This is a genomic window from Flavobacterium labens (assembly GCF_048286755.1).
Taxonomy (GTDB): domain Bacteria; phylum Bacteroidota; class Bacteroidia; order Flavobacteriales; family Flavobacteriaceae; genus Flavobacterium.
In genome coordinates, this window is the sequence record NZ_JBLVPL010000004.1 from 100,122 (window position 1) to 114,484 (window position 14,363).

Below are 14,363 nucleotides of genomic sequence, written 5' to 3' on the forward strand. Positions count from 1 at the left end.
ATTTTAGTTCTTGTTACATTTAAAATTCCATCTTTTCGTTTACAATAACTTTATAAATATGTTTTTTTTAGCGCTAAAAATAGATTTTTAGTCACATAAAATTCTCTCTAGCACAACAAAAAAACACTTCCAAAAAACTAAAAATCAAATGCATATTTAAAAAAACAATCATTTTTCTATTCTTTTTAAGTAGATTTATGTAGTGGTTTTTGTACCAATAAATATTTGACCAAACAAAAATTTAAATACCATAAAAACGGTTAATAATAAAATTTAAACCAATACTTATGGAGGCTTATATTGTGAAAATGATAAAAGCGGTTTATATCACTCACTATGTAAAATGCTTTACAGTTTAAAAACCCGACCGCGCTGATATAACAGAATCGTAAGTGAAATTATGCATCCGCTGCCGATAACATTGAGCATATAAATAAGAAACATTTTATACATGAAAAGAATTACTGTCTTCTGTGGATCCAGCTTTGGAAACGAAAAAAATTATGAAATTCAAGCTTTCAAACTTGGACAACTAATGGCCGAAAATAATTATGAACTCGTTTATGGTGGTGCAAAAGTAGGTCTTATGGGTAGTGTTGCAGATGGTGTTTTAAATCATAACGGTAAAGTATTTGGTGTCTTACCAAGTTTTCTGATGAAGAAGGAAATCGCACACGATAGATTGACCGAATTATTCATTGTAGAAAGTATGCATGAGAGAAAAACCAAAATGAATGAACTTAGCGATGGAATAATTGCTTTGCCCGGCGGTTTTGGAACTCTGGAAGAATTATTCGAAATGCTAACTTGGGCGCAACTTGGACTTCATAAAAAACCTATTGGAATTTTGAATATCGATGGTTTTTATGATTTGTTACTAGAATTTGTTGCAAACATGGTCGATAAAGGTTTTCTAAAACAAATCAATCAGCAAATGATTCTAGTGAGTGATAATGCTACCGATTTGCTTGAAAAAATGGAAAATTATGTAGCACCAGAAGTCGGAAAATGGATAAAAAAAGGGAACGAATAATAGAGAGACAAACAAGTTCAATTGTTTCGCTTTTATAAAAAAGCTGTTGGTTGCTATTTTAGGTCTCTATTTAATATTTCTGATATAATGCGCCGAATTCAAACTAAGTCTAAAAATGAACGATAAAAACAGTCAAAACGCGGTTAGCGCATTATTAGCAGAATATGAAAAAGCAATCATAGAATTGCAGCATGTAATTCAAGATGTTTCACAGGAGTACTTAACATTTACAGTTGATCAAGAGACCAAAAATCCTGATTGCAAATCCATTCAAACGATACTTTCACATGTGGTAAGTTCAGGATATTCCTATTGTATTTACATTCAGAATTTTAAAGATATAAATAGCATCCGTCCCGAAAAATTAAATCGGAGTTCTATTGTTGACTATATAAATGATTTAAATAACGTTCTCAAATTCACACAGGAAACATTTGCAACAATTGAGGATGATGCGCTTGAAGAATGTGATTCTTCAAAGAAAATTAGGACTTCATGGGGACAACTTTATGACATAGAACAATTGATGGAACATGCCATAGTTCATATTCTACGTCACAGAAGACAAATTGAAAAGTTTAAAACCACAATTAAACAACTGCACTAAACTGCAAATAACTGAGCACTAGTTTGTTTTTATGTTATAAAATAATACATTTACTCTAATTAGCATTAAAACGAGCAAGACGATTATTCCAAACTAAAAAATACAAACAACATGAAGTGGACAGCATCTTTTTTTCTTATCCTAATAATCAACATGGTAAGTTACAGCCAGAATAGTGATGAAGCTGTAGTTATAAAAAAATTACTGGAAAAAGAGTCCGCAACATGGAGAGCTGCTGATAGTAAAGGACATTCAGAATGCTGGCACATTCAACCGTATAGCCGAATATTAATTTCCACTCCTGAGGGAGTTACACTGGATATTCCTCCAACTGCTATGATTAACACAAATCCTAGTGCCATGGGAAATGGCGGTTTTTCTGTAAATACAAACTATAAAATGAGTATTAATGGGAATAGTGCGTGGGTGAGCCATGACGAAGAATCAACTGCTAAGGATGGTAAAAAAACTTTCTCCTATGAAATTCGATTATTAGAAAAAATTGAAGGACAATGGAAATTAGTGGGGCAATCCATACACATTTATAATCCAAAATAATTTTTGAATCTTCAACTTTATTATTTCTATTAATTTACGTACAACACTAAAATCTCTATTTTGCTCGATTTTAAAATCATTTGATTTTTACCTAAAAAAAGAAGCATTATTTATAGATTATCTTCTTTAATATTACAACCTAATAAATAAGAGTTAATACTTTGAATCAACAAATTACTAATTATTAATCAATTCTATTAAATAAACGTTTACAAATCATCATTAAATGTTAATAATTTTAACAATTTGTTAATAGTATTCAGTAAATAAGAAAAGTAATATTTATAGTTTTACGGTCCAACAAATTACTAAAACTATTATGAAGCAATTTTACTTAAAGACACAGTTCTTTCTTGTAGCTGTATTTATTTTTTTAAGTTTTATTTCCAATGCTCAAGTTCCTACTTATTATAACGGAACTAATATTAGCCAAACAGGAAATGCCTTAAAAACAAGCCTGTCAAATTTAATTATTTCAACCCATTCTACTTATTTGACTTACACTCCTGGAGTTTGGGATGCTCTAAAACAAACTGACTTAGACCCTAACGATCCCTCGAAAGTTTTACTGATTTATGGTTATAATGACAGTGATGCTGATTTAACAAATGATCGAACCCGATCCAAAGATAAAAATGGTGGAAACCAAGGGGACTGGAATAGAGAACATGTATTTCCTAGATCATTAGGAAATCCTAATTTAGGAAGTGAAGGCCCTGGAAGTGATGCACATCATTTAAGAGCCTCAGATGTAAATTTTAATGCAACTAGAAACAATTATCCTTTTGGTGCCGGATCTGGAAATGCTAAATTAGTCAACAATATCTTCTATCCTGGCGATGAATGGAAAGGTGATGTTGCCCGTATGATTATGTACATGTATTTGCATTATGGGACACAATGTCTTCCTAGTGTAGTAACTGTAAGTTCGCAGAACTACAGTACTGACATGACCGATATTCTACTTCAATGGAGTGCAGAAGATCCAGTTTCCCAAGTAGAAATTAATAGAAATACAATATTAGAAGGTGTTCAAGGAAACAGAAACCCTTTCATTGATAACCCTGCTTTTGCGACAGCAATTTGGGGTGGGCCACAAGCTCAAAATAGATTTGACGGTAGTGTTCAATTGGATACAGAAATTCCGTCTGTACCTACTAACTTGGTTGCCACAAATACAACGGCATCAGAAACTACATTAACATGGGTTCAGTCTACAGATAATGTGGGCGTTTTAGGGTACCGAATTTATAACGGAACAGTTCAAATTGCTTCTTCTTCAACTCCTAGTTATATTTTATCTGGATTAACAGCTAATACAAATTATACTTTAACCATAAAAGCATTTGATGCGGCTGGAAACATTTCAAACGCTAGTAATAACGTAGCTGTAAAAACTCTAGTTGGTACACCACCACCAACTCCAACTACTTCTGTTGTTTTCATGAACGAAATTCATTATGATAATGCAAGTACTGATGTAGGTGAAGGTGTTGAAATTGCTGGAACAGCTGGAACCGATTTAACGGGGTGGAGCATTATTCCTTATAATGGAAGTGGCGGTGTATCGTATACTCCTGCAGGGAGTTTATCAGGTATAATTCCGAATCAGTCTAATGGATTTGGAACTGTTTTCGTATCTATAAATGGATTACAAAATGGAGTACCTGATGGCCTTGCATTAGTAAACAACTTAGGAAATGTTATTCAATTTTTAAGCTATGAAGGAACTTTTGCTGCTACTAATGGACCAGCAAACGGAGTAATAAGTACGAATATTGGCGTTTCTGAATTTGGAACCGAAGCAGTAGGCTTATCATTACAGTTGAAAGGAACTGGAAATCAATATAGTGATTTTACATGGCAAACATCAGTTGCAAGCACATATGGAAATATCAATATAGGTCAATCTTTCGCAATGGTTGCCGAGCCTCTTACTCCACCAACAAATTTAGTTGCAACTAATATTACTGCTACTACTGCAACATTATCTTGGACAGCAGGAACATCAAATGCTTCTTTTGAAATTTATAACGGAGGTACATTATTAGCAGCTACAACAGCTGCTAGTTTTACCCTTAATGGTTTAACACCAAATACTACTTACGCCCTAACAGTGAATGCATTAGATGCTAATGACAACGTTTCAATAGCTAGTAATGTGGTTAGCATAACTACTTTAAATACTACTACACCTACTCCAGCTGGAGCTGTTTTTATCAATGAAATTCACTATGATAATGCAGGGACAGATATTGAAGAGGGAGTTGAAGTTGCTGGGCTTGCTGGAACGGACTTAACAGGATGGAAAATCATTCCTTACAATGGATCAGGAGGAGTGAGCTATACTCCAATAGGAAATTTGTCTGGTACAATTCCAAATCAATTAAACGGATATGGTACTGTATCAGTAAGCATTGCAGGATTACAAAATGGTGCTACTGACGGAATTGCATTAGTAGATGCTACTGGAAAGGTTATTCAATTTCTAAGCTACGAAGGTGCTTTTAAAGCGACCAATGGCCCTGCGATAGGAATGACAAGCACTGATATTGGTATAGCTGAAGCTAGTACTGCAACTTTAGGGAATTCACTTCAACTTATTGGTAAAGGAACTAAATATTCTGATTTTACATGGGTAGCAGCACCAAGTACTTTTGGAAAACCTAACAAGGGAGAAAAATTTGGTGAATTAGTTTTTATCAATGAAATCCATTATGACAATTCGGGAACTGATATTGGTGAAGCAGTAGAAATTGCTGGTTACTCAGGAACTGATCTAACAGGATGGAGTATCATTCCTTACAATGGAACAGGAGGAGCTAGCTATACTCCAACAGGAAATTTATCCGGAATTATTCCAGATCAATTAAATGGTTATGGTACTGTATCAGTAAACATTGCTGGATTACAAAATGGTTCTCCTGACGGAATTGCATTAGTAGATGCTTCTGGAAAAGTTATTCAATTTTTAAGCTACGAAGGTACTTTTACTGCTACTAATGGTCCTGCTGCAGGAATAAAAAGTACGGATATAGGTATTGCTGAAGCAGGTACTGCGACAATAGGAACTTCATTACAATTAACTGGAGTAGGATTTACTTATGCTGATTTCACTTGGCAAGCAGTCAATAATACTTTTGGAGCTATAAATAAAGGACAGTTTTTTGGTAATGCTTCTGATATTATTGTGGTTATTCCAATTGCGGAAGCTAGGGCAAAAACAGATGGAGAAATTGTAACTGTAACTGGAGTTTTAACCGTTTCTGACCAATTTTCAGGATCAGCTTACCTTCAAGATGCTACAGGAGCGATAGCTGTTTTTGACAAATTGGTTCATGGAACTGGACTTTTTAAAATAGGAGATTCTATCACAATTACAGGAACTAGAAGCTCTTTCAGCGAACAAGTACAAATAAGCCCTGTAAGTGCGGTTACCAATAATGGATTACCTAATCAACCTATTGCGCCCCTTACTATCACTTTGAGTGAAATGGGAAACCACCCAGCTGAATTAGTTCGCATTCAAAACACAACTTTTCCTAAACCTGGTGCCATGATGTTTGGTAATTCAAACACTAATATTACGGATGCTAGCGGAACAGCTCAATTGAGAATCGATGCAGATGTAAGTGATCTTACTGGTTTTGCACAACCAGAGAATTGTTCAGAAATAATAGGTGTTGTGGGGAATTATTTTGCAACTCAACAACTATTACCTAGAATGAGAACAGACTTACCATGTGCAAATAAATATGAACAAACTGGTAATGATTTAGCAATTTCAAAAGAAAAAACTTTGGATATCGCTACTTGGAACATAGCTTGGTTTGGTGATGAAACCAATTCGCCTGCAGCAGGAAACACCAACTCTGATGCCATACAAAAAGCGGCTGTCAAAAATGTTTTACAGCAATTAGATGCTGATATTTATGCTGTAGAAGAAATCTCTGATGATGCTTTGCTTGCTCAGATGGTTAGTGAAATGAATGATTACAGCTATGTTTTATCGGAAGCTACGTCATATCCTAATGATTTTAGTAGTCCAAAACAAAAAGTTGGATTTATTTATAAAAATAAAACAGTAACTCCGTTGAATACCAAGGTGCTTTTGAAAACCATTCATCCTTTTTATAATGGTGGCGATGTTTCAGCACTAGCAAATTATCCTGATGCTGATAAATCTAGATTCTTTGCAAGTGGTAGATTGCCTTTTATGATGACTGCAAATGTTACTATTGATGGTAATCAAAAACAAATCAATATTATTAATCTTCATGCTAGAGCAAATACCAGTGGTGATGCACAAAGCAAATATGATATGCGTAAGTTTGATGTAGAAGTTCTAAAAGACACATTGAGTGCACAATACCCAGATGCAAACTTAGTATTACTAGGAGATTATAACGATGATGTTGACTATACAGTATCTGATGTAACAACTACAGTTTCTACTTATGAAAGGTATGTAAATGACAGTTCCAATTTTAATGTACTTACTAAAACATTAAGTGACGCTGGCTTTAGATCTTATGTTACTTATGAAAACATGATTGATCATATAACAGTTTCTAACGAACTTGCTAATTTATACATCAATGAATCCGCTAGAGTACATTATGAATTTTACGCTAGTGATTATACTAAAACAGCTTCGGACCACTTTCCAGTTTCTGTAAGATTGCAATTAAAAGAATTTACTCTTGACGCTAGCAGTGCAACAAATATTACTTGCAACGGCGAAGCTAATGGTACTGCTACTGTTTCTGTTTCAGGCGGAATTACACCATACACCTATACTTGGAGTACTGATGAAATCACAAATACAAACTCCATATCTAATCTTAATCCAGGAACTTATACTGTAATTGTAAAAGATGCTTTAAACAATAAATTGACTGCTAATTTCACTATAACTGAGCCTTTAATGATTACTATTCCATCAACAAATGAGGTAAATGTTTATTATGGCTACACTAATGATTCCTGCACAACACTTTCTGCCGGTACAGTAACAGGAGGAGTACTACCTTATACATACCAATGGAGCACTGGAGCAACGACAAGTAGTATTGCGGTTTGTCCTACGGCAACTACCACATATACACTAATTGTGAAAGACGCTAACGGTTGTATATCTGCCACAGAAAAAATTGTAAATGTAATTGATGTGCGTTGCGGAAGTAATTCAAAAAATCCAAAAGTGGAAATATGTCACAACGGAAAAACAATTTGTATTGACGAAAATGCTGTTGCAAGCCATTTAGCTCATGGAGATAGTTTAGGTGCTTGTGCATCAATAAATAAGGATTCTGTATCAATAACTGATGTAAATGTTTTTCCAAATCCATTCGTAGATAATGTAGATGTAAGCATTAACATTTCTGAAAATGCAAAGGTTGACTTTTTACTTTATAACTTCAACGGACAGATCAAAAAACAAAGCAGTCAAGAAGTTAAAGCTGGAAAATCAACAACAAAATTAGAATTATCTGAATTGAGTAAAGGATACTATTTCTTGAAAATCGCTATAAATGGTAAAATTAAAGATATCAAATACTTGATTAAACAATAATTTTTTATTTAGAGATTAAAAAATTCTCTTTATCAATAAATCAACTAAAACCATCAAAAGTAATTTTGATGGTTTTTTTTTGATCGGCTACAGCTATCATTTCCATTTTAATTTTACTTCTACTTTTAAGAAAACAAAAAAGAATTGTTTACATACTATAAAACCGTATTTGCAATCGAAAAACACTAAGTATTCTGCATTACTTTATAAAATAACTTTCAATATCCTAAAACAGTACTTTAGTTAGTTAAATTTTTTTCCTTAGCAACTTTTCAAGGCCTTAAACAGTATATCATTGTCCTCTTTTGTATTGAAATGACTAGATAAAATGCACTAACGTGTTGTTTTATTAATCTTAATCAGAAAACATTTCGCCTTAAACATATCAAGGTTTTATTTCCAGACTCGTAGGTATTTCTACGAGAAACGGTAATTATTTTCATATCCAAATGAAACAATATCATTGACTTTTTTGCTTAATAAAAACGCAATAAAAAAATACAAATATCTGTATACTAAATACTTAAAATAAAAAATATTTAAAAAAAGTATTTTTTTTGTACCAATAAAATAATTATTTGTTTAAATTTACAGTATTGGTTTAAACTGGCAGGAACACCTACTACCTCTACTTTTAAACTTGATATGTAAATTTCAAACCTACTTCAGAATTACAAAATTTACTATCCTATTAATTAAAAAATCTGCCCCAGTAATTTTCTTTTGTTTCTAATCTAGCATACCAATAATGGTCTGTTTATACTTAAAAAAACATACGAAATGGGGAAGTACAAATACATAATGTTTTTTGACCAAATTGGTATTGATGCCATTGGTAAAGTTGGAGGCAAAGATGCCTCTTTGGGTGAAATGTACAATCAGCTTAATCCAATAGGGATTAGTATTCCTAATGGATTTGCAGTTACAGCTGAAGGATACCGTCATTTCAGGAAAATGAATAATCTGGAGAAACCATTGACAGATTTATTGTTTTCATTAGATACAGAACACTATTCCAATCTTTCTTCTATAGGAGAAAAAGCCAGAAACCTTATTTTATCAGCTGCTATTCCGGACGAAATTCGGGATGAAATTAACACTGCCTACAAATCGCTTAGTGAACAATGCAACCTCAATACTTTAGATGTAGCCGTGCGAAGCAGCGCTACCTCTGAAGATTTACCAACTGCGAGTTTTGCCGGTCAAATGCAATCATTTTTGAATATCAACGGCGCAACACAATTATTGGATGCAGTTCACCGCTGTTTTGTTTCCTTATTTACAGATAGAGCCATCAAATACCGCCATGACATGGGTTTTGCTGCATTAGACATTGCAATATCTGTTGGCGTACAGCAAATGGTACGAAGCGATAAAGCTTCCTCAGGAGTTGGTTTTACCATTGATCCTGACAGCGGTTTCGAGAACACCATTATCATCAACGGGTGTTGGGGTTTAGGGGAAAACATTGTTCAGGGAACGGTAACACCTGATGAGTGGATGATTTTTAAACCTACTTTAGAAAATCCAGATTTGAATCCAATTCTGAAAAGACAGTGCGGAAGAAAAGAATTTACGATGATTTATGCTGAAAAATCAGAAACCTCATCGGCAGAAAATACCATTATCAACACCGATACTTCTTTCGAAAAACAAAACCAGTTTTCGCTAACTAATAAAGAAGTCGTGCAACTCTCCCAATGGTGTTCTAAAATTGAAAAACATTATAAAAAACCAATGGATATTGAATGGGCAAAAGACGGTTTAAACAACCAACTCTACATTGTTCAGGCTCGTCCAGAAACCGTTCATGGGAAAGCAAATAAACAAGTTCGGGAAATTTACAAACTCAAAGAAAAAAGCACACTTTTGACACAAGGAATTGCGCTGGGCGATAAAATTGCTTCCGGGAAAGCACGAATTTTAAACAGTCCGCAAGAAGGGGAATTATTGCAAAATGGAGAAATCATAGTAACGGATTTGACTAATCCAGATTGGGATCCTATTATGAAAAGAGCATCAGCAATTATTACCAACAAAGGCGGACGCACCAGCCATGCAGCGATTGTTACCAGAGAACTTGGAACAGTTGCCGTAGTGGGTTGCGGAAACGCCACTTCCGTGGTAAAAAATGGTCAGGAAATCACCGTTTCCTGTGCCGAAGGCAAAGAAGGAAATATTTACGATGGAAAACTGAAATGGGAAGTATCAGAACAGGATTTCAGCAAACTTGAAATGCCAAAAACGGCTCCCATGCTTATTCTTGCCGACCCGGAAAGAGCTTTTGAATTAAGCCATTATCCCAATCAGGGCGTGGGTTTGATGCGAATGGAATTTGCCATTTCTAATACCATCAAAATTCATCCGCTGGCGTTGTGCGAACCTGAAAAAATAACAGATGAGAAGATTATCGCAGAAATAGCGGCATTAACGAAAGGCTATGAAGACCCCAAAAATTATTTCGTTGATAAACTGGCAGAAGCTGTAGCAATTGTTGCCGCCGCTTTTTATCCAAAAGAAGTTATTGTTCGAATGAGTGATTTTAAAAGCAACGAATATGCTAACCTCATCGGAGGGAAATATTACGAGCCCGATGAAGAAAACCCAATGATTGGTTTCCGTGGTGCATCACGTTATTACAGTGATTTTTATCGAAAAGGATTTGCTTTAGAATGTGAAGCCATGAAAAAAGTACGAAACGAAATGGGACTGCAGAATGTAAAACTGATGATTCCTTTTTGCAGAACCGTTGAAGAAGGTGAAAATGTGCTTACCGAAATGTCTAAAAATGGGTTAGTTCAAGGCATCAACGGATTACAAGTATATGTCATGATTGAGATTCCAAGCAATGTATTAACGGCCGATGAATTTGCAAAACTCTTTGACGGTTTTTCTATTGGTTCCAATGATTTAACGCAACTCACATTAGGTTTAGACCGCGATTCTGCACTGGTAAGTTATTTGTTCAGCGAAGAAAATCCTGCTGTCAAATCTTTAATTGAAGAAACGATTCGGGTTGCCAAACGTTTTGAAATAAAAGTGGGATTGTGCGGACAGGCACCAAGCGATCTTCCAGAATTTGCTAAATTTTTAGTAAACGAAGGCATTGACAGTATTTCGTTTAATCCGGACGCCTTGATAAAAGGCATTGAAAATATTTTGGAAGCAGAAAAGAAAACAAAAAGAGAAATTCTAATGTAAAGCGATTTGATTATGGAAGCAACATTCAAAAATAAAGTAGCCATCGTGACGGGTGGTTCATCCGGAATTGGCAAATCAACCGCCTTGGCTTTCGCCCAAAAAGGAGCTAAAGTAGTCGTCGTGGATTGGATAGAAAGTAGCGAAACAATGAATCTCATCAAGGATTTAGGTGGGGAAGCTATTTTTATCAAATGCGATGTTTCAAAAACCGAAGACGTGAAAGCAATGGTTGAAAAAACTATTGAAACTTATGGACGTTTGGATTATGCTTATAACAACGCTGGTGTGGAGGGAAAATCTGCTATTACACAAGATTGTACAGAAGAAAACTGGGATAAAATCATTGGTATAAATCTAAAAGGAATTTGGCTTTGCATGAAATATGAAATCCCCGAAATACTAGAACAAGGCAAAGGCGCTATAGTGAACTGTGCTTCTGTGGCGGGTTTGGTTGGATTCGCTGGTTTACCTGCTTATGTAGCTTCTAAACATGGTGTTATTGGATTATCTAAAACCGCTGCATTAGAATGTTCTAAACTAGGAATCAGGGTAAATGTGGTTTGCCCTGGAGTGATACAAACACCTATGATTGATCGACTTACCGGAAAAACGAAAGAAGCGATAGAACAATTTACAGGTTTAGAGCCAATGGGACGTTTTGGCAAACCCGAAGAAATAGCAAAAGCTGTGGTCTGGATGTGCTCAGACGAAGCCTCTTTTGTAACTGGACATGCAATGGCAGTGGATGGCGGATTTGTCGCACAATAATTTTTGAGTTTAAATGTCACTTAAAAACACATATGATGTATACTTACGAAGTAAATCTAAAATGGTCAGACAAAAGAAAAGGAATGTTAAGTTCCCCTGCTCTGCCTCAAAATATTGAAGTCGCAACACCTCCAGAATTTCCGAAAGGAATGGAGAAAATTTGGTCTCCAGAGCACCTATTTGTTGCAGCGATAAACAGTTGTCTATTAACTACTTTTCTATCGATTGCTGAAAATTCAAGACTACAGTTTATCAGTTTTGAGAGTAAATCAACTTGTAATGTTGATAAAATCAATGGAAAACATACTATAACCGAAATCATTCTTCAACCAAAACTAGTCATCCATTATTCCCAAAAAGCAGAGCGTGCAAAACATATTTTGGAAATGAGTGAAAAGGCCTGCCTGATTTCGAATGCCATAAAAATAACCATTCGTTTAGAGCCAGAAATAATTATTGAGTACAATCTTGTTCCGCTAGGCAATTCTTTCTAGAGCAGTATTTAGAAACCATTTTCGAAAAAATATAAAGCTATACGAACCAGCATTCTATAGGTTTTGCAACAGCAATGGATTACAGAAAATGAGATTACTGGTTTTGAAAACAAAATAAAAATAAAAATTCAGAAAGTATTGGATTTTGCAGAACAAGAAACTCGGGAACCATAAGATAAATGGACAAAATTTATTTACACCGAAATTTAATTATTAATATTAAAATCAAAAAACATCATGAAAAACTTTACACTAAACTCTTTAAAAGCAAACAGTATGGAAGACATACTGTTTTGTCAAAGTTGCGGTATGCCACTTCATACAGACAAACTAAAAGGAACCGAAAATAACGGTATTAAAAGTAATGACTATTGCAAGTATTGTTATGTGAACAGTGATTTAAAAAATCCGGAAATGAACCTCGATGACATGAAAAATATTGTACAAACCTATATGGAAAAAAGAAACCTTCCTAGTTATATGATTCAAAAAGCCGTACATATTTTGCCTGCCTTAAAACGTTGGAAAAGCAAACAACAACAATAATTGATTCATCCCATGAAAAACAGCAGGGCGACATTGTCCATCACTTATCGAGAAGCATTAAATCAAAGTCTTCGCGAAGCATTTCAAAATGATGAAGGCGTCTTTTTGATAGTAGAAAATGACTAACGTTACGTGAGTATTTCCTCGGAAATGAATGCCCAGATTATGGAAAACAGATTTTATGATTTGGATGCTCCAGTGCAACGATTGTGCGCCATTGAAGGCCCTATTCCCTACCCTGCATATTTAGAAAAAGCTGCCATTCCTCAAAAAAATGATAGTACCAATGCTGTAAAAAAGATGATTTATCGAAATTAATTTTTTGAAAAAATTTACCGGTTCAAAAAATAACAAAAACATTCATTTACTCCTTAATCGTACTGACTAAAAAGAGTTTAAGTTCTTTAAATTTAAAAATAAGAATTGAAATTTCTGAAACAGGTTTGTAGAAAATTCACTACCTTAACAAGTATTATTTTAGAAATGAAAAACAGCAAAAATGAAAGTATTAGTCTATAGCATATTGGGTTTTGATAAAGCTTTCCTTGAAAAAGCGGCTCATGGTAATCACGAATTAGTTTTTACGGAGCAGCCATTGAATGAAAGTACCGCGTCCCTAGCCAAAGGATTTGATGCTGTTTCACTTTTTACTTCTGATGATGCTTCAGAAAAAGTTTTACAAAAACTATATACTTGTGGTGTAAAATATATTGCCCTGCGTTCCGTAGGTTACGATCATGTTGATTTGGTTCGAGCAAAGTCATTAGGGATGAAAGTGGCAAATGTTCCTGAATATTCGCCATACGCCATTGCTGAACTAGCCTTAGCTTTGTTAATGGCACTAAACAGAAAACTGGTTTTAGGTCAGACGTTGATGCAAATTGGCGATTATCGTTTGGATCATTTAGTTGGTTTTGATTTGCATGGAAAAACAATCGGGATAGTAGGGACTGGAAAAATTGGCGTTGCTTTTGCAAAAATCATGCATGGTTTTGGTTGTAAAATAATCGCTTTTGATATTAAGGAAAACAAGGAACTCATGGATGAAATTCCAATTACTTATGTCTCACTCGAAGATTTATGCGCCACTGCTGATGTTATATCTGTGCATTATCTGCTCAATGGAACAACTAACCATCTGTTTAATAAAAGCACTTTTACATTAATGAAAAAAGGAGTGATTTTTATTAATACTGCTCGTGGAGGAATCGTAAATACCAAAGATTTATTAGAAGCTATCGAAAATAAAACCATTGGTGCAGCAGGCTTAGATGTTTACGAAAAAGAGAAACCTATATTTTTTCAAGATCATACTGATTCTCCAATAGATGACAACTTATTTTTAAAACTTCGTTCCCATGCTAATGTAATGATTACCGGCCATCAAGGTTTTTTGACAAACGAAGCATTAGAGGGAATTGCACACGCAACAATTGCGAATTTAAATGCTTGGACCTATAATGGTATTTCGGAAAATGAGGTGAACTAATACCGGTTTTGAATTCATTTATAAACGAATAGCCTTTAGATTGTTTGTCTGTTTTGTAATCATACTGTGGTTGGTAACATTAAAAACTCAAA

10 protein-coding genes are annotated in these 14,363 nt (G+C 34.6%); all 10 read left to right on the plus strand.

Annotated features, from left to right (window positions below; translation table 11 throughout):
• The first annotated feature begins 451 nt into the window (after positions 1-451).
• Positions 452-1,033 carry an LOG family protein gene (locus ACNQF8_RS10745; protein WP_417950026.1) on the plus strand — a complete coding sequence of 194 codons (582 nt, stop codon included), beginning with the start codon at positions 452-454 and terminating at the stop codon, positions 1,031-1,033.
• A 115-nt stretch (positions 1,034-1,148) separates the two neighbouring features.
• On the plus strand, positions 1,149-1,640 hold the full coding sequence (locus ACNQF8_RS10750) for a DinB family protein (RefSeq protein ID WP_417950028.1): 492 nt from the start codon (positions 1,149-1,151) through the stop codon (positions 1,638-1,640).
• Positions 1,641-1,751: 111 nt separating this feature from the next.
• The gene (locus ACNQF8_RS10755; RefSeq protein WP_417950030.1) at positions 1,752-2,198 is read left to right on the plus strand and encodes an endo-arabinase; all 447 of its coding nucleotides are present in this window, start codon (positions 1,752-1,754) and stop codon (positions 2,196-2,198) included.
• A gap of 319 nt (positions 2,199-2,517) precedes the next feature.
• Entirely contained in the window at positions 2,518-7,773 is a 5,256-nt protein-coding gene (locus ACNQF8_RS10760) for an endonuclease (RefSeq protein WP_417953544.1), read from the plus strand.
• Positions 7,774-8,553: 780 nt separating this feature from the next.
• Complete coding sequence (gene ppsA / locus ACNQF8_RS10765) at positions 8,554-10,974, plus strand: phosphoenolpyruvate synthase (protein WP_417953543.1); 2,421 nt, start codon at positions 8,554-8,556, stop codon at positions 10,972-10,974.
• Positions 10,975-10,986: 12 nt separating this feature from the next.
• Positions 10,987-11,742: an SDR family oxidoreductase gene (locus ACNQF8_RS10770; protein WP_417953542.1), complete on the plus strand. Its 756-nt coding sequence runs from the start codon at positions 10,987-10,989 to the stop codon at positions 11,740-11,742.
• Positions 11,743-11,777: 35 nt separating this feature from the next.
• A complete protein-coding gene (locus ACNQF8_RS10775) occupies positions 11,778-12,236 on the plus strand; it encodes an OsmC family protein (RefSeq protein ID WP_417983512.1) in 459 nt (152 codons plus the stop codon).
• A gap of 276 nt (positions 12,237-12,512) precedes the next feature.
• Complete coding sequence (locus ACNQF8_RS10780; RefSeq protein ID WP_417983514.1) at positions 12,513-12,782, plus strand: zinc ribbon domain-containing protein; 270 nt, start codon at positions 12,513-12,515, stop codon at positions 12,780-12,782.
• 132 nt (positions 12,783-12,914) lie between these two features.
• Positions 12,915-13,100: a transketolase C-terminal domain-containing protein gene (locus ACNQF8_RS10785; protein ID WP_417950042.1), complete on the plus strand. Its 186-nt coding sequence runs from the start codon at positions 12,915-12,917 to the stop codon at positions 13,098-13,100.
• A 181-nt stretch (positions 13,101-13,281) separates the two neighbouring features.
• Positions 13,282-14,271: an NAD(P)-dependent oxidoreductase gene (locus ACNQF8_RS10790; protein WP_417953540.1), complete on the plus strand. Its 990-nt coding sequence runs from the start codon at positions 13,282-13,284 to the stop codon at positions 14,269-14,271.
• Positions 14,272-14,363: the final 92 nt, after the last annotated feature.

Coding starts and splice junctions, on each gene's coding strand:
- ACNQF8_RS10780 (WP_417983514.1), top strand. CDS start 12,513: ATGGAAGACATACTGTTTTGTCAAAGTTGCGGTATGCCACTTCATACA.
- ACNQF8_RS10790 (WP_417953540.1), top strand. CDS start 13,282: ATGAAAGTATTAGTCTATAGCATATTGGGTTTTGATAAAGCTTTCCTT.
- ACNQF8_RS10760 (WP_417953544.1), top strand. CDS start 2,518: ATGAAGCAATTTTACTTAAAGACACAGTTCTTTCTTGTAGCTGTATTT.
- ACNQF8_RS10770 (WP_417953542.1), top strand. CDS start 10,987: ATGGAAGCAACATTCAAAAATAAAGTAGCCATCGTGACGGGTGGTTCA.
- ACNQF8_RS10750 (WP_417950028.1), top strand. CDS start 1,149: ATGAACGATAAAAACAGTCAAAACGCGGTTAGCGCATTATTAGCAGAA.
- ACNQF8_RS10775 (WP_417983512.1), top strand. CDS start 11,778: ATGTATACTTACGAAGTAAATCTAAAATGGTCAGACAAAAGAAAAGGA.
- ACNQF8_RS10755 (WP_417950030.1), top strand. CDS start 1,752: ATGAAGTGGACAGCATCTTTTTTTCTTATCCTAATAATCAACATGGTA.
- ACNQF8_RS10745 (WP_417950026.1), top strand. CDS start 452: ATGAAAAGAATTACTGTCTTCTGTGGATCCAGCTTTGGAAACGAAAAA.
- ppsA (WP_417953543.1), top strand. CDS start 8,554: ATGGGGAAGTACAAATACATAATGTTTTTTGACCAAATTGGTATTGAT.